Source organism: Cellulosimicrobium sp. BMG9.23 (assembly GCF_059159985.1).
This window is the reverse complement of record NZ_JBZGBZ010000003.1, coordinates 256,410-278,913: the sequence shown is the minus strand read 5'-3', so window position 1 is coordinate 278,913 and position 22,504 is coordinate 256,410. Positions and strand designations below refer to the sequence as shown.

General features: G+C 73.6%; 16 protein-coding genes. 6 read left to right on the top strand and 10 right to left on the bottom strand.

Going from position 1 to position 22,504, the window contains the following annotated elements; translation table 11 throughout:
* Positions 1 to 32: 32 nt before the first annotated feature.
* Entirely contained in the window at positions 33 to 2,573 is a 2,541-nt protein-coding gene (metE, locus tag AC4H2G_RS05660; RefSeq protein WP_494364777.1) for a 5-methyltetrahydropteroyltriglutamate--homocysteine S-methyltransferase, read from the top strand.
* A 94-nt stretch (positions 2,574 to 2,667) separates the two neighbouring features.
* Here metE and AC4H2G_RS05655 read toward each other — a convergent pair whose 3' ends face one another.
* A complete protein-coding gene (locus AC4H2G_RS05655) occupies positions 2,668 to 2,922 on the bottom strand; it encodes a hypothetical protein (protein WP_494364776.1) in 255 nt (84 codons plus the stop codon).
* A 164-nt stretch (positions 2,923 to 3,086) separates the two neighbouring features.
* Between AC4H2G_RS05655 and AC4H2G_RS05650 the strand changes: the two genes are divergently transcribed.
* Both AC4H2G_RS05650 and AC4H2G_RS05645 read left to right on the top strand, forming a co-directional pair.
* On the top strand, positions 3,087 to 3,482 hold the full coding sequence (locus tag AC4H2G_RS05650) for a VOC family protein (protein ID WP_494364775.1): 396 nt from the start codon (positions 3,087 to 3,089) through the stop codon (positions 3,480 to 3,482).
* 552 nt (positions 3,483 to 4,034) lie between these two features.
* Positions 4,035 to 4,541, top strand: a complete 507-nt coding sequence (locus AC4H2G_RS05645; protein WP_494364774.1) for an FBP domain-containing protein — start codon at positions 4,035 to 4,037, stop codon at positions 4,539 to 4,541.
* 103 nt (positions 4,542 to 4,644) lie between these two features.
* On the opposite strand, the gene AC4H2G_RS05640 is transcribed toward AC4H2G_RS05645, so the two are convergent.
* Positions 4,645 to 7,059: an MMPL family transporter gene (locus tag AC4H2G_RS05640; RefSeq protein ID WP_494364773.1), complete on the bottom strand. Its 2,415-nt coding sequence runs from the start codon at positions 7,057 to 7,059 to the stop codon at positions 4,645 to 4,647.
* Positions 7,060 to 7,377: 318 nt separating this feature from the next.
* A complete protein-coding gene (locus AC4H2G_RS05635) occupies positions 7,378 to 10,698 on the bottom strand; it encodes a 3-keto-alpha-glucoside-1,2-lyase-like domain-containing protein (protein ID WP_494364772.1) in 3,321 nt (1,106 codons plus the stop codon).
* Between the two features lie 179 nt (positions 10,699 to 10,877).
* Here AC4H2G_RS05635 and AC4H2G_RS05630 point away from each other — a divergent pair, with 179 nt between their 5' ends.
* Entirely contained in the window at positions 10,878 to 11,852 is a 975-nt protein-coding gene (locus AC4H2G_RS05630; RefSeq protein WP_494364771.1) for a PhzF family phenazine biosynthesis protein, read from the top strand.
* Positions 11,853 to 12,012: 160 nt separating this feature from the next.
* A complete protein-coding gene (locus tag AC4H2G_RS05625) occupies positions 12,013 to 13,272 on the top strand; it encodes an MFS transporter (RefSeq protein WP_494364770.1) in 1,260 nt (419 codons plus the stop codon).
* A gap of 140 nt (positions 13,273 to 13,412) precedes the next feature.
* On the opposite strand, the gene AC4H2G_RS05620 is transcribed toward AC4H2G_RS05625, so the two are convergent.
* From AC4H2G_RS05620 to AC4H2G_RS05595, 6 genes are all read right to left on the bottom strand, one after another.
* Positions 13,413 to 14,393 carry a sugar phosphate isomerase/epimerase family protein gene (locus AC4H2G_RS05620; RefSeq protein ID WP_494364769.1) on the bottom strand — a complete coding sequence of 327 codons (981 nt, stop codon included), beginning with the start codon at positions 14,391 to 14,393 and terminating at the stop codon, positions 13,413 to 13,415.
* A gap of 295 nt (positions 14,394 to 14,688) precedes the next feature.
* Positions 14,689 to 17,679, bottom strand: coding sequence for an FAD-binding and (Fe-S)-binding domain-containing protein (locus AC4H2G_RS05615; RefSeq protein WP_494364768.1), 2,991 nt, complete (start codon positions 17,677 to 17,679; stop codon positions 14,689 to 14,691).
* Positions 17,676 to 18,563, bottom strand: coding sequence for a MurR/RpiR family transcriptional regulator (locus tag AC4H2G_RS05610; RefSeq protein WP_494364767.1), 888 nt, complete (start codon positions 18,561 to 18,563; stop codon positions 17,676 to 17,678). Before AC4H2G_RS05610 ends, AC4H2G_RS05615 begins: the two co-directional genes overlap by 4 nt.
* Positions 18,553 to 19,644 (bottom strand): BadF/BadG/BcrA/BcrD ATPase family protein, encoded by a 1,092-nt coding sequence (locus tag AC4H2G_RS05605; protein ID WP_494364766.1) that lies wholly within the window; start codon positions 19,642 to 19,644, stop codon positions 18,553 to 18,555. The genes AC4H2G_RS05610 and AC4H2G_RS05605 overlap by 11 nt, the downstream gene beginning before the upstream one ends.
* 78 nt (positions 19,645 to 19,722) lie before the next feature.
* A complete protein-coding gene (locus AC4H2G_RS05600; protein WP_494364765.1) occupies positions 19,723 to 20,223 on the bottom strand; it encodes an ATP-binding protein in 501 nt (166 codons plus the stop codon).
* Positions 20,224 to 20,300: 77 nt separating this feature from the next.
* A complete protein-coding gene (locus AC4H2G_RS05595; protein ID WP_494364764.1) occupies positions 20,301 to 20,930 on the bottom strand; it encodes a nucleoside/nucleotide kinase family protein in 630 nt (209 codons plus the stop codon).
* Positions 20,931 to 21,066: 136 nt separating this feature from the next.
* Here AC4H2G_RS05595 and AC4H2G_RS05590 point away from each other — a divergent pair, with 136 nt between their 5' ends.
* Complete coding sequence (locus tag AC4H2G_RS05590) at positions 21,067 to 21,858, top strand: CPBP family glutamic-type intramembrane protease (RefSeq protein ID WP_494364763.1); 792 nt, start codon at positions 21,067 to 21,069, stop codon at positions 21,856 to 21,858.
* 114 nt (positions 21,859 to 21,972) lie between these two features.
* Here the strand turns inward: AC4H2G_RS05590 and AC4H2G_RS05585 are convergent, their stop codons facing one another.
* On the bottom strand, positions 21,973 to 22,497 hold the full coding sequence (locus tag AC4H2G_RS05585; protein WP_494364762.1) for a P-loop nucleotide/nucleoside kinase family protein: 525 nt from the start codon (positions 22,495 to 22,497) through the stop codon (positions 21,973 to 21,975).
* Positions 22,498 to 22,504 lie beyond the last annotated feature (7 nt).

Below are 22,504 nucleotides of genomic sequence, written 5' to 3'. Positions count from 1 at the left end.
CCGGTCCTCAGGACCAGCAAGAGGTTTCGATCATGGCCACTTCCGTACCCTCCCCTACCCACCTTCCGGTCGCGTTCCCCGCGGGCACCGTCCTCGGCTATCCCCGCATCGGGCGTCGGCGTGAGCTCAAGAAGGCCGTCGAGGCGTTCTGGGCCGGGCGCACGAGCGCCGACGAGCTCGAGGCCACGGCCCGCGAGCTGCGCCTCGCCACCGTCCGCCGGCTCGTCGAGCTCGGCCTCGGCGCCGACGACGCATCCGTCCCCGGCTCGTTCTCCTACTACGACCAGGTGCTCGACGTCGTCGCGACGCTCGGTGCCGTGCCGTCCCGGTTCGCCGGGCTCACCGACGCCGACGGCCGGCTCGACCTCCCGGGGTACTTCACCGTGGCCCGCGGCGCCGGCGAGGACGCGCCGCTCGAGATGACCAAGTGGTTCGACACGAACTACCACTACCTCGTGCCCGAGATCGGCCCGGACACCCCGATCCGGTTCGTCGACGACCGCTTGGTGCGCGAGTTCGTCGAGGCCAAGGAGGCCGGGGTCGTGACCCGGCCGGTCGTCGTCGGGCCGGTCACGTTCCTCGCGCTGTCCAAGGCGGCCGACGACGCCCCCCACGGGTACTCGCCGCTCGACCGCCTGGACGACGTCGTCGCCGCCTACGCCGGCCTGCTGCGCGCGCTCGCCGCGGCGGGCGCGCCGTGGGTCCAGCTCGACGAGCCGGTCCTCGTCACGGACAACGTCGACGTGCCGTTCGCCGAGCTCGCCGCGGCCGTCGAGTCCGCGTACCGCACGCTGGCGACGGAGCTGGTCGTGACGTCGACCGGCACGGTGCCGAACCCCGGGTTGCACGGCGATCAGGCCGCTCAGGGCGCCACAACCCCGGGTTCGGCGAACGACGTGCGGCCCGCGATCCTCGTCGCGGCACCGTTCGGCGGGCTGCAGGCCGCGTCGGCGGGGTCCCACGGCGCAGTGCGCGACGGGCTCGCCCTCCTCGCGGGCACGGACGTCGACGCGATCGCGATCGATCTCGTCAAGGGCGAGGTCCCCGTGGGCTCCGCACCGGACGGGACGATTCCCGGGCTCTCGACGAAGACGCTCGTCGCAGGCGTGATCGACGGGCACAACGTGTGGCGGGCAGACCTCGCGGCGAAGCTGGACCTGGTCGACGCCGCGGGTCACCTCGGCGCGGGCGCTCTCGCCGTCGGGACGTCGACGTCGCTCCTCCACGTGCCGCACGACGTCGAGGACGAGGTGTTCCGCTCGGCGGAGGAGGCACCGGGCGCGGCGTCGGGCACGACGCTCGACCCGCGCCTGCGCGAGTGGCTCGCGTTCGCGGACCAGAAGGTCGGCGAGGTCGCGACGCTCGCGCGTGCCCTCACCGAGGGCCGCGAGGCGGTGGCCGACGCCCTCGCCGCGTCGAGCGCGGCCGTCGCGTCCCGGGCCGAGGCGAGCGGCGTCGTCGTCCCCGCGGTGCGCGAGCGCGCCGCCGCGCTGACCGATGCGGACTTCGCCCGTGGCCCGTACGCGGAGCGTGCGGCCGCGCAGCAGGAGCGCCTCGACCTGCCGCCCCTGCCGACGACGACCATCGGGTCCTTCCCGCAGACCCCGGAGATCCGCCGCGCCCGCGCGCTGTGGACCAAGGGCGAGCTGTCGGACGCCGACTACACGGCGGCGATGCGCGAGGAGATCGCGCGCGTCGTCGGGCTGCAGGAGGAGCTGGGCCTCGACGTGCTCGTGCACGGCGAGCCCGAGCGCAACGACATGGTCCAGTACTTCGCGGAGCACCTCGACGGGTTCGCCGTCACCGCGAACGGCTGGGTGCAGTCGTACGGGTCCCGCTGCGTGCGGCCGCCGCTGCTGTGGGGCGACGTGCAGCGTCCCGCACCGATCACGGTCGAGTGGTCCGCGTACACCGCGTCGCTCACCGAGAAGCCGGTCAAGGGCATGCTCACGGGTCCGGTGACGATCCTCGCGTGGTCGTTCGTGCGCGACGACCAGCCGCTCGGCGACACCGCGAACCAGGTGGGCCTCGCGCTGCGCGACGAGATCGCGGACCTCGAGGCCGCGGGCGTCGGGATCGTGCAGGTCGACGAGCCCGCGCTGCGCGAGCTCCTCCCCCTGCGGCGCGCGGACCAGCCGGCGTACCTCGACTGGTCGGTGCGGTCCTTCCGCCTCGCGACGTCGGGCGTGGAGGCGGCGACGCAGATCCACACGCACCTGTGCTACTCGGAGTTCGGCGAGGTCATCGGCGCGATCGACGGCCTCGACGCCGACGTCACGTCGGTCGAGGCGGCGCGCTCGCGCATGGAGATCGTGCCCGAGCTCGCCGAGGCCGGGTACCACCGCGGCATCGGGCCGGGCGTCTACGACATCCACAGCCCGCGCGTCCCGTCGACCGACGAGGTCACGGAGCTGCTCGAGCTCGCGGTGAAGGCGATCGACCCGAAGGTCGTGTGGGTCAACCCCGACTGCGGCCTCAAGACGCGCCGCTACGAGGAGACGGTCCCGTCGCTCGAGCACCTCGTCGAGGCGGCGAAGGCAGTCCGGGCGACGCTCGCAGAGTCCGCGAAGTAGCACCTCGCTCGCGAGAGAGAACCGCAGGTCGCGAGATAGAGCCCCCGGGCTTCTACCTCGCGACCTGCGGTTCTACGTCGGCGAGGGCTGCGCGTCAGCGCTCGGTGTTGCCCGTGAACGTCATCGGCCACATGAACGCGATGGTGCACGCGGCGATGCCGCCCACGAACAGCCAGACGCCGTAGGTGGCCTCGACCGACATGCCCGCGCCCATGAGGACGATGCCGCCCACGAACAGGACGAGCGAGACGACGAAGCGCGCGAACGCGCCCGCGTGGCCCGGGATGTCGCGGCCCTCGGTGCCGGTCGGGAGAGGGCTGCGGGCCGCCTGCTCGCTGCTCGTGGTCATGTCGGTGACTCCTTCTGAGATCTCGTGGAGGCCGGGGCTCGTTCACCGCCCTCCAGACAGCACTCCACCGTACCGGGATCGGCGTCGTTCCACGGTAGGCCGGTCGTCCTCGCCAGGCACGCGCTGACGTCGCTGTCGCGGTCGGCGTCGCTAGGCTCCCGGGCATGACGACGACGATCGGCCGCACCGTCCTCCTGTGCCGGGACCTCGACGCGAGCGCCGCGTTCTGGGCCGGCGGATTCGGCTTCGGGACGCTGTTCCGGGGCGAGACCGAGGGCTTCCCCCTGCTCCACGTCGGCCCGGGCCGCGTCGACGAGCCCGGCCTGTGGCTCGTCCCCCTGCCCGACGGCGCGTCCCCGCTCGTGCGCTTCGGCCTCCCGAACCTCGTGCTGTACGTCGACGACCTCGACGCGACGCTCACGCAGCTCGCGTCGATCGGGGTCGAGCCCACCGTCGGGCCTGACGGCGACGACGAGACGGGCGACCGGTTCGCGCACGTCGAGGACCCGGACGGTCACCGGGTCGTCGTCGTGCAGCTCGGCAGCGTGGCGGCCGGCTGACGGTTCCCACGGCCCAGCCCGCCGAACGAGGTCGTGCGGCACGCCGCCCGCCGAACCAGGGTCGTGCGGCACGCCGCCCGCCGAACCCGGGGTTGTGCGGACCCCGCCCGCCGAACCCGGGGTTGTGCGGCAGCGGCGGCCGTTCGTAGCCGACAACCCGGGGTTCGACAGGGAAGTGGGTGGACTCGCCGCGATCGCTGGGGCACCATGGTTGGGTCGGTCAACCATCTGAGACCGACCTCGCGGACCGCGATCGGTCCGCGCCGGAACGGCACACGGACGAGGAGACAGCGGATGCACGGCGTCACCGCAGGCTGCGAGGTGGCCGCGTCGGCCTGCTCGGGCCGTGCGTCGACCCGCACGTCGCCGGCCCGCTCCTGAGCTTTCCTGCTCCCGCGGCCGGGCCCGACGTCGGGCCCTCCCCTGCCCACGCCGCCGCCACGGTGACCCGTGTCGCCCTGGCCCGGACCGCCGCCGTCGTGCACCGCGCACTCCCGTGCCCGGCCGCGCCGACCCGGCCGGCGGCTCCCGACCGCACCGGAAGCCTGAACCATGAACCCCCTGACCGAGAAGCAGATCCGCACGTCCTTCGTCAACGCCTCGAAGCGCGAGGCCGCACAGGCGACGCTCCCCGACCTCGACACCCTCGACTGGGAGCGTCTCGACTACCTCGGGTGGCGTGACCGCAAGGCGCCGCTCGCGTCGTACGCCGTCGTCCCGCTCGACGGTGAGCCCGTCGGCATCATGCTGCGCTCGTCCGACGCGAAGACGGGCGGCCCGCGCAAGCGCGCCGTGTGCGCGTGGTGCGAGGACGTCGTCGTCACCGAGGACGTCAGCCTCTACGTCGCGCGCCGCACCGGTGCCGCGGGCCGCCGCGGCAACACCGTCGGCACGCTCATCTGCACCGAGTTCCTCTGCTCGGCGAACGTCCGCCGTACCCCGACCCGGACCGAGATGGGCGACGACCAGGAGATGCGCGACCTCTTCATCGAGCTTCGCATCCAGGGCCTGCGCGAGCGCTCGGCCCGCTTCGTCACCGAGGTCCTCCGCGACGTCTGACCGCCACGAGGGAGAACCCCGGGCGCCCCGACCAGGGGTTCTCCCTCCGCGGACCAAGGCTCTACCTCGACCGACCAAAGCTCTACCTCGACCGACCGGGGTACTAACTCGGCGACGACCGGGGAGGTGACGCCGCCCCGGGAGCTGACGGCTCCGCGGGGGTGGGGCGGGTCGTGGCGGGTCTGGCGGGAGCCCGCGAGGAACGAGCGGGCGGATGGTAGACCCGCCCCGCCCCCGCGGAGTCGTCGGCGGACGCAACCCCGGAGTCGTCGCCGGACGCAGCCCCTGAGCCGCCGCCGAACGCAGCCCCTGAGCCGCCGGACGAACCCGACCGCCCAGGCCACCAGTTCCAGCGCCCCAGCAGCGTCATCGTCGCGGGCAGGAGCAGCCCCCGCACCACGGTCACGTCCAGCACGACGGCGATCGCCATCCCGACGCCGATCTCCTTCATCGCGACGACGTCACCGATCGCGAACCCGAGGAACACGATGGTGATCGCGACGGCGGCGGTCGTCACGACGGGTCCGGTCGCGGTGATCCCGCGCAGGACGGCGCGGTCGTTCGCGACGCGCGGGTCCTCGGCGGGGTCGCGGCGTCGCCACTCCTCGGTGATGCGCGCGAGGAGGAAGACCTCGTAGTCCATCGACAGGCCGAAGACGAGCAGGCACAGCAGCAGCGGTGTCGTGACGTCGAGCGCGCCCCAGGAGTCGAACCCGAGCACGCCCTCGCCCCAGCCCCACCCGAAGATCGCCGTGAGCGCGCCGAGCGTCGCCGCGATGGTCAGGCCGTTGAGCAGCAGCGCCTTGACCGGCACGACGACCGAGCGCGTGAGCGCGAGCAGCAGCAGGAACGTCGCGAGGACGACGACGCCGAGCGCGAGCGGGAGCCGCTGCACGAGCTGCGCCTGCGTGTCGACGACGTCGGCCGCGGGCCCGGCCACCTGCACGGCGAGGCTCTGCGCACCACCGACCCCGAAACGGGCGTCCCGCAGCTCGCGCACGTCGCGCACGATCTGCTGGCCCTCGGCACCGGTCGCGTCACCGGCCGGGGTGAGCTCCGCGACGGTGACGTCGGGGTCGACGGCGTCGAGGTCCAGCCCGGCGTCGACGACGCCGGGCAGTGCGGCGGCCTCGTCGAGGAAGTCGGGCACCCGCGGGTCGTCGACCGGCGCGTCGAGGATCACGGTGACCGGCGCGACGCCGAGGTCGGAGAAGTCCGTGGTGAGCGCCTCGTGCGCGCGGCGCTCTTCGGCGTCGGCGGGCAGCGACCGCACCTCCGAGCTGCCGAGCGTGAGGGAGCCGAGCGGCGCGGCGAGCGCGAGCAGCCCGGCGGTCGCGCCGAGGGTCACGAGCACCGTGTGCCGCTGCGCGAAGCCCGCGAGGCGGCCCAGCAGCCCCGCCGGGCCCGACGTCAGGTGCTCGCCCACGGCGGTCCGGTCGCCCGCGGCGGTTCCCGCGCGGCGGCCCCACGGCCGGGACCACGTGCGGACCCCGGGCGCGGGGACGTGCCGGTGCCACGTCGCCACGAGCGCGGGCACGAGCGTGAGGCCGGCGACGGTCGCGACGAGCACGACGACGGCGCCCCCGACGGCCATGCCGGACAGCAGCGGGTCGCCGAGCAGCAGCAGGCCGGTGAGCGCGATGCCGACGGCCACGCCGGAGACGAGGACGGCACGCCCGGCGGTCGCGACGGCTCGGCCGACGAGGACCTCCACCGCCGCCTCGGGCGCGAGCGAGCGTTCCTCGCGGAAGCGCGCGACGACGAGCAGCGCGTAGTCGACCGCGAGGCCTAGGCCGAGCAGGGTCACGACGTTCACCGCGAACTCGTTCACGGGGACCACGCCGAGCAGGCCGGACAGCACGAGCAGCGCGACGGCGATCGTCGCGAGCGCCGCGAGGATCGGCAGGGCGCCGACGCGCAGCCCGCCCAGCACGACGACGAGCACGACGAGGAGGACCGCGAGCGCGATGCTCTCGCCGACAGCGGCGTCGGTCAGGGAGCGGTCCACGAACGCGCGCTCGGCGAGCAGCTCGCCGCCCACGAGCACCTCGGGCGCGTCGACGGTGTCGAGGGTCGCGGCGACCCGGTCCGCGACGGCCAGCGCCTCGTCGTCGTCCAGACCGGGGTCGAGCTCGACGGTGACGAGCGAGCTCTGCCCGTCGTCGCTGACGAGCCCGCCGGCCGTGTACGCGTCGAAGACGTCGACGATCCCGGGGATCGCGCGGAGCTCGGCCATGACCGCGGTGGCGCTCTCGACGAGCGCCGGGTCGAAGAAGTCGCGCCCGCCGATCACCGCGCTGACGAGCTCGCCCTCGGGCTCCTCGCCGGCCGGGGTCGTGACCTCGGTGAGCCACGCGTCGGCGAGTGCCGCCTCGCTGCCCGCGGGGGCGTCGGCGATCGGCTGCGTGCGGTCGAAGACGGCGCCGCCCAGGACGGCCCCGGCCACGAGCAGCACCGCCCAGACCGCGAGGACGAGCCCGCGTCGTCGGGCCACGGCGCGGCCGAGCCGTTCGAGCATGGTTCGTCCTCCTCGAGGGGTGGTCCGTCCCCGGGGGCAGGGCAGGTCGACGGGTCGGACGGTCGATGACCGGCGGTCCGACGACCGGTGGGTCGGTACGGCCCGAGCAGCGTACGTCGTGACGGGAGCGTCGTCGGACCGCGCTCCCGTCACGCCGACCCAGCACCGGGCCACCAGCACCGGCACCGGCACCGGCACCGGCACCGGCACCGGGCCACCAGCACCGGCACCAGCACTCGCACCGGAACCGGCCCCTTCGGACGGGCGAGGGCCTCGCACCCGGCGGGACGCCGGGCGCGAGGCCCCCTGGATGATGCGTCAGCCGCAGCTCGCCGCGTCGTACGCGACGTCGAGCTCGGCCGTGCGGCCGTCACCGGACGCGGACACCTGCGCCGCGCCGGCCTCGACCGACGTCGCCCGCGTCGTGAACGACTGGTACGCCGCCTTGCCGGGCTCCACCCCGGCGAAGGTCTTCGTCCCGAACGGCGTCGTCAGCGTGATGTCCGCGGGCACGGTGTCGGCGTTGGTCGCCCGCACCGCCACGTAGGTCTTGCCCGCGACGCAGCGCACCTGCGCCGTCGCGTCGACCGCCAGCTCCTCGGCGCCCGCGAGATCCTTCACCCGGATGTTCCGGTAGGAGACCATCTCGCCGTTGCCGTGGTTCTGGATGCCGACGAAACCGCTCGACAGGTCGCGCGCCGGGTCGGTGCTCGTGAAGTCGTTGACGAGCACGTCGTTGAGGTAGATCCGGATGCGGTCTCCCTCGACGCGGATGTCGTACGCGTTCCACTGCCCGACCGGGTTGAGCGCGGCCTCCACGGCCTCCGCGTCGGCACCCTGGAACGTGTAGACCGCTCCGGTGGTGCGGTCGGCCGCGTCGGTCGCGTCGATCTGGATCTCGTAGCCCTGGTTGACCGCGACCCACGGGTCGTTGCCCGGGTCCGGGAACCCGACGAACACGCCGCCGTTGTCGTCCTTCGACAGCTTCCAGTCGAGCTTGAGCGAGTACTCGCCGAGCTCCTCGGCCGTGTACCAGAGCAGGCCCATGCCGCCGCTGCCACGGATCGAGCAGTCCTCCTGGCGACCGAAGCCGCCCGGGCCGGCCATGCGCCAGCCGTCCTGGAGGCTGGCGAGCGTGCCGTCGAACAGGGCGGTGTAGCCGTCCTCGACCTCACCCGGGGTGCAGATGTCCGGGGTCTCGCCGACCGACAGGACGTCGAGGTTGACGTTGCCCTCGTCGCCCTCCTCCTGCCGGAGGGTGATCGTGTTCGCGCCCGCCTCGAGCTCGAGGTCGCGCGTCTGCGTGCCCCAGTCCTTCCAGCTCCCGGTCGTGGGGAACGTCCACTGGCCGAGGTCCTCGCCGTTCACGTGGAGCGACACGTTCTTGGACCGCAGCTCGGGGAACGGGTGGATGCCGTTGGCGTAGCGGACGTTCACCGGGTAGGTGCCGGCCTCGTCGACCGTGACGCTGAAGGTGCGGCCGGCGCCGGCGCTGTTCATGCCCGCGGCGAAGCCCGCGCCCGAGAAGTTGCTGTGCTCCGAGGCGATGCTCGACGAACCGAGCGGCTGCGCCTCCTCGGCCTCGTACCAGCCGCGGTCGGCCGGCGCGACGTAGCCCGGCAGCGAGTTGAGCGTGTACCAGGCCTCGGTGCTCAGGAGCTCCGTGCCCTCCGCCGAGGCGAACGGTCGCGGCGAGCGCAGGTGCACGACGTGGCCGGGCTTGAGGCCGTCGACCTGCAGGGTGACGGTCGTGCGGTCCTCGGACACCTGGGCGTCGGTGACGAACAGGGGCTGCTCGTCGACCTTCGGGCCGCCGTACTGCTGCGTCGGCACGTAGCGCCACTGCTTGAGCTGGTAGGCGTCGGCGAGCTTCGCCACGACCTCGTCGGAGACAGGGTCCGTGTACTCGATCTCGAAGCCGCCCTCGACGACCCGCATCTCCTTCATGTCGAAGGAGTCCTCGTTGACCGGGACGAGCTTCTGGAGGCCGAACCGGAGCTTGCCGGACTCGCCCCAGTTGCCGCCCTCGCCGGTGCCGCCGACGTACAGAGCGCCGTCGGGCCCGGTGATGACGCGGTTGACGCCGACCTCGAGGCCCGCGGTGTGGCGGAAGACCGCACCCTGGAACTCGCCGTCGACCTTCTCGAGGAACGCGCGCTGGATGCCGCCGTACGTGACGTCGCCGACGAACATCTGGCCGGCGAACTCGCCGTCCTCGACGAGGATCGGCGTGCCCGGGGAGTTCCCGATCTCGTTCTGCGGGATCCACACCGCGGGCGGGGTCACGGGCTGGTCGTCGAAAGGACCGGCCGGGTTGGTGAAGTGGTTGAAGAACCGGTCCTGCTCGATGTGCACGAGCTTGTTCGACGGGAGCCACGCGCCCTGGTTGTCCGTCGCGAACAGCTCGCCCTCGGGGCCGAAGCCGATGCCGTTCGGGGTGCGCAGACCGCCCGCGACGTACGTGACCTCGCCGGTCTCGCGGTCGATCTTGATGGACGTGCCGCGGTTCTGGGCCGGCTGCGGGTTCGTCGTCGCGCCGCCGTTGTCGATCGCGACGGACAGGTTCACGTAGAAGTAGTCCTCGTCGTGGACGAGGCCGAACGCGAACTCGTGGAAGTTGCCGCCGTCGGGCCACTCCGCGATCTTCGTGTGGACGTCGTAGAACCCGTCGCCGTCGGGGTCGGTGAGCTGCGTGAGCTGGTACCGCTCGGAGACGAAGATCGAGTCCTCGATGACCTCGACGCCCATGGGGTTGAGCAGCTCGTCCGCGACCTTCGTCGCCGTGACGTCCTCGGGCCCGTCGGCGCCGACGACGCCGTCGAGGAAGTAGACCTCGCCCGACGTCGGGTCAGGACGCCAGCCCCCGGAGCTCACCTCGCCGGTGGTCACGACGGCGAGCTTCTCGTCGGGCGTGAAGGCGAGGCCCGAGACCTTGGGCTCGAAGCCCTCGGGGCGCAGGTCGACGAGGTCGTAGTTCGGGTTCACCGCGTCGAGACGCAGGCCGTCGCCCGCGGTGTCGGTGGCGCCCTCGCAGTACTTGTACCCGGGCGCGGTGACGCGCACGACGCCCGCCTCGGTGCTCAGCGCCGACGTGGGGATCACCTCGAACGCCGTGCTGCCCGGGGTCTTCCACTCGAGCGTCAGACGCTCGTCGTAGCCGCCCTCGTAGTACTCGACGCGCAGCGGGTGCACTCCCTCGGTGAGGGTCGCGGAGCCCTCGACGGACGTCGAGTCGTTCGGGCCGTCGTTCTCGAGGACGAGCTGCTCGTCGACGTAGACGAGCGCGCCGTCGTCGTTCGTCACGCGGAACTGGTACTGCCCCTCGGCCGGGACGTGGAGGTTCGCGACGACGTGCGAGATGAAGTTGTCCGAGCCGCCGAACTCCTCGGGCGTGCGCCAGTCGATCGTCGGCATGAGCTTGTCGACGTTCGGGGTCTGCCCGGACTTCAGCGTGCAGACGCCCCCGGGGTCCTGCGCGAGCTGGAAGGTCCGCAGCGTGACGCCGGGCTCCTGCTCGGGGAGGTCTGCCGCGGCCGGTACCGCCCAGCCCGCGACGACCAGGGCGCCGAGGGTGAGGGCGGCCGCGCCGCGTCGGTACCTGGCCCGGCGGGGCGCCGGCAGGCTGGTGCGTACGAGCATCATTGCTCCTTCTTCGTATGGATCATCGAGTCGACGAAGCTGGCCCCCCAGTGTCACCCGCTCCGCGCCCCATGCTTGACAACGCTGTCGATCGTAAGCCGGTTCTGTCGGGGCGTCTACAACTTCCGCGCACCAACCGGCGAAAGTGCGAGATCGACCGTCGTCGTAGGCTCGTGGGCATGAACGCGCGCCACGGCGACATCGCCGACACGACCGTCTCGCGGCCGTTCGCCCAGGTCGACGTCTTCTCCGACCGCCCCACGCTCGGCAACCCCGTCGCGGTCGTGCTCGACGGCGACGGCCTCACCGACGAGCACCTGGCGGCGTTCGCCCGGTGGACGAATCTCTCGGAGACGACATTCCTCCTGCCGCCCACCGCTCGCGGGGCCGCCGACGGCGCCGACTACCGGTTGCGCATCTTCACCCCCTCGGGCGAGCTCCCGTTCGCCGGGCACCCGACGCTCGGGTCGTGCCACGCCTGGCTCGAGGCGGGCGGCACGCCCCGGGCGAGCGGCGTCGTCGTGCAGGAGTGCGGCGTGGGCCTCGTGACGATCCGGCGGGGCGCCGGCTCGCCCGACGACGAGGGGTCGCCCGACGACGGCGGGTCGCCCGACGACGGCGCGCCGCGCCTGGCGTTCGCCGCGCCCGGGATCCTCGTCGACGAGCCGATCCCGGCCGACGACCTCGCCGCGATCGTCGCGGCCCTCGGCGTCCCCGACGAGGCGCTGCTCGACCACCGCGTGCTCGACAACGGGCCCGGCTGGCGCGTCGTGCTGCTGGACTCGGCGGAGCGCGTCGCGGGCCTCTCACCCGACTTCACCGCACTGCGTGGTGAGCACCCCGACCTGTCCGTGGGCGTCGTCGGGCTCTACCCCACCGGGCCCGACGGCGCGTCCGGGCCCGACGGCGCAGCCGCCGAGGTGCGCGGGTTCGCCCTGGGCATGGGCATCCCCGAGGACCCCGTGACCGGGTCGCTCAACGCGGTCGTCGGGCAGTGGCTCACGCGCGACGGACGGCTGCCCGACCGGTACCTCGCGGCGCAGGGCGCTGCCCTCGGCCGCGCGGGCCGCGTGCGGGTCGAGCGCGACGAGGCGGGCACCGTGTGGGTCGGCGGCGACTGCGTCACCGTCGTCGCGGGCACCGTCCGCCTCTGACCGACCGGCCGACGAACCCGGGTCATGTGCCACCACCTCCTGCCGAACCCTGGGTTGTGCGCCACCGCCTCCTGCCGAACCCCGGGTTGTGCGTCATTGAATCGATTCAGCAGCGCGCAACCCGGGGTTCGGCAGCGTGACGCTCCGTAGACTTCGGCAAGTGTCAAGACTCCCAACGGTTTCCAGGAACACCCGCGCCCAGGTCGACGACGCCACGACGGTCGCGCGGGCCCGCTGGGCGCTCATGGTGCAGTTCGCGCTCTTCGGGGTCATCGGCACGTCGTGGATGAGCCGCCTGCCGTCGGTGCGTGACGCGCTCGGCCTGAGCTCCGGGCAGCTCGGGGCGCTGCTCGTCGTGGGCGGCCTGGGCACGCTCTCCGCGGTCGTCGTGACGGGAGCGGTCGTCGCGCGGTTCGGCAGCCGCGCGACGCTCGTCGTCGCGACGGCGGGCAACGTCGCCGGGTTCGCGCTCGTCGCGGCCGGCACGGGGACGGGGAGCGTCGGGCTCTTCGCGGTGGGCGCGTTCGTCAACGGCGCGTGCGGCGCGCTGACCAACGTACCGATCAACATCTGCGCGGCCTCCGTGGAGCAGCACGTCGGGCGCGCGATCCTGCCGCACTTCCACGCCGCGTTCTCCATCGGCGCGGCGTGCGGCGCGCTGGTCGCCGCAGGCTTCTCCTGGGCGCACGTCGGGATCACGGCCCAGCTCGTCGTCGTGAGCGTCGCCGTGGCCCTCGCGCGCGCGGCGCTGATCCGTCCGGCGACCGCGCTCGCGCCCGAGCACACGGGCGGGAAGGCGTCGCCCCGCCGCGGGGCCGGCCTCCGGGCCGCGCTCGCCGCGTGGCGTGAACCGCGCACGCTGCTCATCGGGCTCGTCCTGCTCGCGTCGTCGCTGTCGGAGGGGTCGGCCGGGAACTGGCTGTCGATCGCCGTCGTCGACGGGTTCGAGGTGCGCGAGGCGCTCGGCGCGGTCGCGTACGGCACGTTCGTCGGCGCGATGACGGTGTTCCGGTTCGCGGGCACCGGGCTCATCGACCGCTTCGGCCGCGTCACGGTGCTGCGCGCCTCCGGGGCGTCGGCGCTCGTGGGTCTCCTCGCGTTCGGCCTCGCGCCGACCCTGCCGCTCGCCTGGGTCGGGATCGTGCTCTGGGGGTGCGGTGCCGCCCTCGCGAACCCCGTCGCGATCGCCGCCGCGTCCGACGACCCGGCCCACGCCGGCCCGCGCGTCGCGGTCGCGACGTCGTTCTCCACCGTCGCGATGCTCAGCGCCCCACCCCTGCTCGGGCTGCTCGTCGACGGCATCGGGGCGCGCCACGCGCTCCTCGTGATCTGCGCGGCCACGGTCCTGAGCCTCGCCGCCGCGGGCGCCGTCCGTCCTGCCGCGGAGCGCCGCTCCGCGCGTGCCGGCTCAGCCGTCTGACGCCGCTGCCAGCACGCACGGTCCACGTCCGCGGGGGCCACGGCACGTCCCGGCCACGCGACGATCCCCGCAGCGCCCTGTTCCCAGGGTGCTGCGGGGATCGCGAGAGACCGGCGCCGGACGACCGGTCGATCGCGACGTCAGCCGCGCAGGCCGAGCAGCGCGTCGTAGCTGCGCTCCGCGTTGCCGAACGAGTCGACGGGGTTCGGCGGGACCGCCGACGACGGCGCGTTGTCCTGCTCCCAGATGCCGTACCGCGTGCCGCGGGCCTTGGTGGCCCGGAGGAACTCGCGGTAGGGCAGGTCGCCCGCGTCGAACTCGATGATGTCGAAGCCGTTGGGGTTGGCCTCGTTGCGCGCCCCGTCCTTGAGGTGCAGGAGCGGGTAGCGGTGCGGGTTGTTCCGCACGTAGTCGATCGGCTCGAAGCCCGGGAAGCGGTACTGGCCGACGAACGCCCAGTAGACGTCCATCTCGAGGAACACCGTCCGCGGGTCCGTGTTGTCGAAGAAGACGTCGTAGAGGCGCACGTCCGGCTGGTCCGTCGCGAACGCGAACTCGCCCGCGTGGTTGTGCTGGTAGAGCTTCAGGCCCGCCGCGCGCGCCTGCTCGCCCCACGCGTTGAACTCCTCCGCCGCGGCACGGTACCCGTCGACGGTGTTGACGTTCGTCGGCGCGTTCGCCGTGCCTACGTGCGGCATGCCGAGGATGTTCGCGATCTCGAGCTGGCGCGGCAGGTCGTTGCGCAGCGCGTTGAGGCCCACGTGCGAGCCGACGGCGCTGAGCCCGTTGTCGTCGAGGAGCTGCCGGATCTCCTCCGGCGTGATCGGCCCGACCTGGTTCTGGTTGTAGCCCGCGAACTCGATCTCGGAGTAGCCGATGTCCGCGAGCTGCTCGAACACCGCACGGAACCCGAGGCTCGAGACCTTGTCGCGGATCGAGTAGAGCTGGATGCCGATCTTTCCGGGCGGGATCAAGCGGCCGTTGCCGGCCGCCGCGAGCGGTCCGGCGGTGGGTGTCGCCGCGCTCGCCGCGGGGGCGGCGGCGGCACCGAGGCCGACGGCCACGGTCGACGCCGCGAGCGCCTTGATGAGGCTGCGACGTGTCATCTGGGACGTGCTCATCGTCTCTCCTTCGAGGGATGACCGATCTGTGTCCTTGCTGGTCAGGGCTTCGCGCCCTGCGCCTGCTCCTCCTCGTCTCGCCGTCGAGCGGGGTCCCTCGCACGCCGTCGTGCGAGAGGAGCGGCCACCGCGCGCGACGCAGGGTGCGCGGTGGCCGGATCGAACCGTGTGCGGGCGGCGGTCTACCTACCGCCCGGTCGTCATCCTACGAGCCTTTCGTCGGCTGTCAATCAAAAGTTGCGACTCCGTCGATAGCCACCGCGGCGACCCGCCGTGCGAAACCCCCCGGAAGCGATTACCTCCGCGAGGACGGCGTCGGACGGGTCGCCGCCTCGAGGAGCTCGAGGACGTGGACGTAGTCCTCGCCCGTGGCGCGGGACATGCCCATCTCGCACGTGCGGTTGTTCGAGACATACGCGTCGAACGTGCCCGTCGGGAGCTCGTGCGCGCGGTCCGCGACCTCGCGCGCCTCGGCACCCGTCGCACCTGCCGTGAGCTCGGGATGGAGCATCCCGCGGTCGCCCGCGAACCCGCAGCACCCCCACGCTGCCGGCACCTCGGCGCGCTCGGCGACGGCCTCCGCCACGGCGCGCAGGTCGTCCACGGCCCCGAGGTGCACGCTCGCGCACGTGGGGTGCACGACGACGTCCCCCACCTTCCCGATCTCCACGCCCCGGTCCGCGAGGGCCGGCAGCACGTCCGTGCGGACGAACGTCACGGCGTCGACGAACCGGAGCCTCGACCACCGCGCGTGGGCCTCGGGGTCGCCGGCGAGCCGGTCCCCCGACTCGACGAGGCCGTGCGTGCAGCTCGACGCGTCGCACACGACGGGCAGCTCGCCCTCTCGGGTAGCGACCCACAGCGCGTCCAGCACCCGTCGTGCCATGGTGGCCGCGCCGTCGGGCAGGCCCTTGGACGACCAGGGCGTGCCGCAGCACAGCCCGCCGACCCCGGCGGGCGTGGCGAGCGTGATCCCTGCGCGCTCGCACAGCGCGCGCAGCGCCGCCTCGGCCCCGACGCCGCCGGCGGCGGGCTCGAACATCGAACCCGTGCACGACGCGAACAGCACCGCCCGCGGCGACCTGTCAGCGGTACGTGACCCCCGGGACTCATCGCCTGCTGACAGCTCGTGCGGATCGCGCCGCCGCCCGGGCCCGGGCAGGTCCGCGCCCGCGAGGGGCACGACGTCGTCGCCCAGGAGCTCCCGGCCGACCTGCGACGCCCCCCGCACGAGCGGCGTCGGCAGCGCGTCGGCGACGGCGAGCGCCCCGCGGACCCCGGTCAGCACCGCGCCCCAGTGCCCGGCGGCCATCTCTCCCCCGCGGCGCACGAGCGGACCGTGCGCGCGGGCGCGGTGGCCCTTCATCACGGCGCCCGTGTCGATCCCGACCGGGCACGCCTCGACGCACAGCGAGTCGACGGCGCACGTCTGCACGGCCGCGTAGTCGTAGGCACGCTCGAGCTCGGCGCGCTCGGCGGGGCTCGCGACGGACAGCTCCTTGAGCAGCGCGATGCGCTGGCGCGGCGTCGTCGTGACGGTGCGCGAGGGGCAGCCGGGCTCGCAGTACCCGCACTCGACGCAGCGGTCGACGAGCGGCGCGTCCTCGCCGCCGGCGGACGCCTCGACCTTGAGGTGCTTGAGGTGCTCGGCCGGGTCGTCGCTCAGCACGACACCCGGGTTGAGCAGACCCTGCGGGTCCAGCAGGCGCTTGACCTCGCGCATGACCTCGTAGAGCTCGTCGCCGTACTGGCGCCGCACGAACGGCGCCATGATGCGGCCGGTCCCGTGCTCGGCCTTGAGCGTGCCGCCGTGGCCGAGGACCAGGTCCACCAGGTCCTCGCTGAACGCCGCGTAGCGGTCCAGCTCCGCCGGGTCGCCCAGGCGCGGCGTGATCATGAAGTGCAGGTTGCCGTCCTTCGCGTGCCCGAACGTCACGGCGTCGTCGTAGCCGTGGCGCGCGAAGACCCCGCCCAGGTCGCGCACCGTCGCAGTGAGGTCCGCCACCGGAACCGCGACGTCCTCCAGCAGCGCGGTGCTCCCCGCCGGGCGCGCGCCCGCGACCGCGGTGTACAGGCCCTTGCGCACGCGCCACAGGCGCTCGCGCGTCGCGGGGTCGGTCGTCAGGGCGGACGGGACCCCCGGCGTCAGCGACCGCGCGAGCGAGCCGACGACGTCACGCGCCGCCTCCTGGAGCGGCGCCAGCGCGTCCGGGGTCGCGGCGCGGTACTCGACGAGCAGCGCCGTCTGCTCCGTGATCCCGGGCCCCGCGGCGAGCGCGCGCATCGACGGGTCGGCGGCCGGGTCGGCCGCGGCGACGCGCAACGAGGCCGCGTCGAGCAGCTCGATCGCCTCGGCACCGGACGCGGCGAGCGGCACGATCGCTTCGGTCGCTCGGTCGAGCGAGTCCATCACGAGCAGGGTCGTGGCGGCGTGGGTCAGCAGCGGGACGGTGCGGAACGTGACGTCGGCGACCCAGCCGAGCGTCCCCTCGCTGCCGATCAGCAGGTGCTCGAGGATCTTCACGGGCTCGTCGTGGTCGAGCAGCGCGTTGACCGAGTAGCCCATCGTGTTCTTCATCGCGAACTGGCGCTCGATCTCGGCGCGCGCGGTCGCGCTCGACCGCACGCGGTCGCGCATTGCGGCGAGGCCCGCGTGGACGTCGGGCCGGACGGCGCGCAGGCGCACGTCGGCGTCGTGCGCGCCGGTGTCGAGGACCGTGCCGTCGGCGAGCACGACCGTCATCGCCTCGACCGTCCGGTAGGCGGTGCGCGTCGTGCCCGACGACATGCCGCTCGAGTTGTTCGCGACGACCCCGCCGATCGTGCACGCGATCTCGCTCGCGGGGTCCGGTCCGAGCCGGCGACCGTGGCGCAGCAGGTGCGCGTTGACGAGCCGGAGCGTGGCGCCGGGCTCGCACCGGACGCGGGCACCGCCGTCGAGCACGTCGACGCGCGTGAACCGCGTGCGCGTGTCGACGAGCATCCCGGCACCCGACGCCTGCCCGGACAAGCTCGTGCCGCCCGACCGGAACGTCACCGGCAGCCCGCGACGCGTCGCCTCGCGCATCGCCGCGACGACGCCCCCGCGGTCGTGCGCCCGCACCACCACGTCGGGCCGCAGCAGATAGTGCGAGGCGTCGTGCGCGTGCGCGACCCGGGTCAGCAGGTCGGTGCGGAGCTCGTAGCCGGGACCGCCGCCCGCCGAGACGTGAGAATCCGCCCCGGGATCACGCGAGATCGGGGCGGATTCTCCGGTCTCGGCGGTGCGCGACCGGCGGGAGGTCACGGGCGGGCCCGGCGCTCGTACCCGAGCCGGTGCGGCTGCACGGCCTCGTACGTCGCGCGCAGGTTCGCCGTCGTGCGGTCGAACAGCCGCTGCGCCACGCGCACGAAGAGGAAGTCGACGAGCGCGAGCTGGGCGATGCGGCTCGACAGCGCGCCGGAGCGGAACTGGGTCTCGCGGGCGGTCGTCGTGAGGACGAGGTCTGCGTGCTCGACGAGCGGCGACTCGGGGAAGTTGGTGACGGCGACGGTCGTCGCGCCGCGGTCGTGCGCGATGCGCAGGGCGTGGTTGGTCTCGACCGTGAGCCCGCTGTGCGAGACCCCCACCGCCACCGCTCCCGGTCCGAGGAGCGCCGCGGACTGGAGCTGGACATGAGGGTCCGGCGACGCGAAGCACACGAGACCGATGCGCTGGAGCTTCTGCGCGAGGTCCTGCGCGGTGAGCCCGCTCGACCCGACGCCGAACAGGTCGATGCGGGGCGCCGCCGCCACCGCGGCGGCGACGGCCTCGAGTGCCTCGAGGTCGAGCGCGCGCGCCGTCTCCTCGATGGTCCTCGCCTCGTGGAAGGCGATCTTCTCGACGACGTCCTGCACGGTGTCGTCCGGGTCGATCTCGCCGTGCGCGACGTTCGCCCGCTCCTGCTCGACGGCGCGCCGGCTCGTGGCCTGCGCGAGGTCGATGCGGAACTCGGGATAGCCGGCATACCCGACCGCGCGGCAGAACCGGACGACCGTGGCCTGCGACGTGCCGACGTGCGCCGCCAGCTCGGTGATCGTCTTCCCGACCACCGACGTCGGGTCGTTGAGCACCGCCTGCGCGATGCGCGCCTCCGCGGGACGCAGCGTGGGCAGAGCCTGGCGGATGCGGACGAGACCGTCAGCGGCCATCGGGGTCCTCCTCGGTGAGGTCGGCGTGCGGTGCGGTGCTGGGTGCGGTGGGAGCCGTGCCGGAGACGCTCAGCCACGGCTCGTGCCCGACGACGGCGGCCGGGTCCTGCGCGAGCCGTCCCGCCAGGAGCAGCGCGCCGTCCAGCGGGGTGCCCGCCGACGGGACGAGCTCGACGTCCGGGCGCAGCACGGCGAGGCGCGCGCGGAACGGCTCGGTGAGGAGCGGCCCGATCCCGAGCACGCCGCCCGTCGCCGCGGCGAGGGGCGGGACGCCGTCGACGACGGCCGCGGCGAGCGTCGTCGCGAGGTGGGTGCCCGCCCCGGCGAGGATCTGCCGGGCCACGGCGTCCCCCGCGCTCGCCGCGGCCGCGACGTCGGGCGTGAACGAGCCGAGCACCTGGGCACGGTCCGCACGCGTGTACAGCTGCGACGGCCATGTCGGTACAGGTCCGAACCGCACCGTGGCGGCGTCCAGCAGGGCAGCGGACCCGCCGTTCGCGCGGCCGTCGTGCGCGGCGGCGGCAGCACGCAGTCCCTGCGCGCCGATCCACGAGCCCGCGCCGAGGTCCCCGAGGAGGTGGCCCCAGCCGTCGACCCGCTGCCACGTCGTGCGCAGGTCCGTGCCGAGCGCGATCGCCCCCGTCCCGACGGCGACCACCGCTCCCCCGCGACCGCCCAGCGCGCCGAGGTGCGCGGTGAGCGCGTCGGCGGCGACGGCGGTCCGCGGGGCGTGCGCGCCGTCGGCGGCGGCTGCGGGCGCGGCGAGACCTCGGCGGAGCACGGTGTGGAGTTCGGCAGGGTCCCGGACGAGCGTCGCGAGTCCCGTCGCCCCGACGGCCGCGGCGACGACCCCGGTCACGTGAGGTGCGTCGACGCGCAGGCGGGTCAGCAGCTCGCGGACGACGTCCACCGCGTCGCTCCCGTCCGGCCGGATCGCGACCGGGCGACCGGCGTGGACGACGTCGTCCGGGGTCGCCCCTGCCCCGGGCGCAGCGGTCAGCCGGCGCGCGGCGAGCCGGCTCCCGGAGCCGCCGACGTCGAGTGCGACGATCCAGGCGGCGTCGCGAACTGGGTGTGACACGACGCCATTCTGGCATAAAGTTTCACCACGAAGCACTGTCGTGGAGAATTTCGCCACAACCTCGGGCCGGCGCTCCCGTCAGCGTAGCGCCGCGTCGTTCCCGTCGCGGCTGTCGACGGGGAACGTCACCCACACGTTCTTCGTCGTCCCGGTCGTGTACCAGCCGACGTCGAGCGCGAGCATCCTCGCCAGGTGGAGGCCCATGCCGCCCGCGCCCGGGATCCGCTCCCCGGCGTAGACCGGAGGCACGCCCCGCTCGTGGTCGGCGATCTCCAGGAGCCACAGGTCGTGGTCCCGCGCGAGCCGCACCACCGTCGGGGGAAGCCCGTGCTCGAGCGCGTTCGTGGCCAGCTCCGACGCGACGAGCACGACCTTCTCCGGCGTTTGCGCGAGACCGACGTCCGGTCCCGTATCCGACTGCCCGAGCACCTCCCCGAGCTCACGTCGCAGCGCCGACAACCCGTCGAGCGAGTCGAGGCGCCAGCTGCGGACCGGCCGGAAGTTCTCGGGCGGGCGGGACACCGGCAGGCCGGCGTCGGAGGAGGGGACGGCGAGCGGCTCGACAGCAGGACGGGTCATGAGGACTCCTTCGCTCGGCGGGCAAGGTTCGAGAGTTCCATGCACGAGGGCGTCCCGCACGGCGAGGACCAGGGACGTCACCGCTCCACGAGCGCCGGGTGTCGCGCGTCGTCGACCCGCACGACGACGTCCGCGACCTGCTCCGGCGCGGCCTCGGCCGCGTACCGCGCGTACGCCGGCAGCGTCCAGGCGTCCGTGACCGTGGTCCGGCGCTCGATCGTCCCCGGCCGGAGCGCGAGGTGCACCGTCAGGTCCGTCGCGAGCCCGCGCCCGAGCGCGAGCGACCCGTCCAGCACGACGACGAGCCCCGGCTCCGCCTCGACGTACGCCGCGCGCGTCGCGCGGTCGGTCACCGGGTCGCGCAGGCTCGGCAGGTACCGGCCCCGGCCGTCCGGCCCGACGGCGTCGAGCACCTCGCGGTTCAGGCCCGCGACGTCGACCCGGTCCTCGAGCAGCGCGTCGGGGTCCTCCCGGCCGCGCTCGAGCCGCAGCGAGGCGGATCGCCAGAAGTCGGCGACATGCACCCGCGCGACCGGCCTGCCCGCAGCCCGCAGCGGGTCGACGAGGGCGTCCGCGAGCGCCTCCGGGCGGGTCGAAGGGTGACCGTCGACGAGGACGCGCAGCGCCCCGGCTCCGACCGCACGGGCGAGCACGGCGTCGACGACCCGCCGGACCAGCACCTCCTCGGACACCGGTTCGACGCGCACGGTGCCAGCATCGCACCGTGCGGAGGTGCGGAGCGTCACGGCCTCGGGCGAGCGGTCACCGCAGCCGGGTCGCATACTGCCCGTGACGCCGCACCGGCCGCGTCGCAGTGCGTCACCGCCGTCCCAGGAGACCAGCATGAGCAGTTCGACCACGGCCGGGGACGGCTCGATCCCCGCCACGAGCGGCACTCCGGTCCGCGGTCACGACTTCCCGCTCTACACGGGCGACCCGCAGCGCCTGACAGGCGCCCAGTGGGCCGTGCTCCTCGGGGCGTGGCTCGTGGCCCTCGCGTGCGACCTGCTCATCGGGGTGCCGGGACCGCCCTGGCTGAGCGTCATCGTGCGCGGCGTGCTCTTCGCCGGTCTCCCCCTCCTCGCCCTCGCGTGGGCCCTGGGCGGCGTGCGCGCGGCGTGGGGCACGCTGTTCCGCCGGGTGCGCGGGCGCGACGTCGGTCTCATGGTCGGTTTCGCGGCGCTCAACGTCGTCGTGACGTTCGTGGTCGGCGCTCTCGTCTCCACCCTCTTCGACGCCAACCCGAACCCCACGGGCGACGCGCTCGCCGACCTCGGCACGGGCGACCGGATCGCGTACTTCCTCAGCATGATCCCGCAGCTGATCGGCGAGGAGGTGTTCACGGTGGTGCCGTTCCTGGCCGTGCTCACCCTGGCGACCGTCGCGTGGCGCCTCGGCCGACGGGCCTCGATCACGATCGCCGTCGTGGTCGCAGCGGTGCTGTTCGCGCTGATCCACCTGCCCACCTATGACTGGAACCTGGTGCAGGTGCTGCTGATCATCGGGGTGGCTCGCATCATCCTGTTCATCCCCTACCTGCTGACGAAGAATCTCGCCGTCTCGGCAGGAGCGCACATCCTCAACGACTGGACCCTCTTCGGCATCGGGCTGCTCGGCGCCGGAACGGTCGGCTGACACGTCCCTGCCAGCCCGAGGCCGGCACCGCCGTCCCGTCACGGACAACGTGGTCGTCGTCCGACGACCACCCGTTCTCGAGGGGACGCGGCCACCGCCTCCGAGCGTGCTGGATCACCGTTCCCCGAGACCCCTGATCAGGCGTGCGACCTCCCTCGCCCGCCGAGCATCGGCCGTCTCGTCCGCATCGACGATGATCGGGTGCTCGTCGACCGGCTGCTCGAATGCCTCGGCGTGCGCGGCCAAGACGTCATCCGTGACGTCACCGCGTTCGCGAACCGCGCGGTTGGCCAGCACTCTGGCACGCCGTCGCGCCAGGTCGACGTGCACCCAGACGAGGGCGAATCCTGCACCGGCCTCGGCCGCGACGTGGCGCCATCGGTCCCTGATGAACCGCGGTGATCCGGTGTCGTCGACGATCACGTCTCGTCCGGCTGCCAGGGCCTCGGCGGCGCTCGTCTGCGCCAACCCGTTCGTCGTCGCCCATTCTTCGAGCGAGATGCCCTGACCACCGTCCAGCCCGCGCTCGGCGTTGATGGCGTCGAGGCTGATCACCTCGGCGGACAGCTCTGAGGCCAGGAGCCGAGCGAACGTGCTCTTCCCGGCGAACGAGAGGCCGCACATGAGCGTCAGAGTCATGGGACTG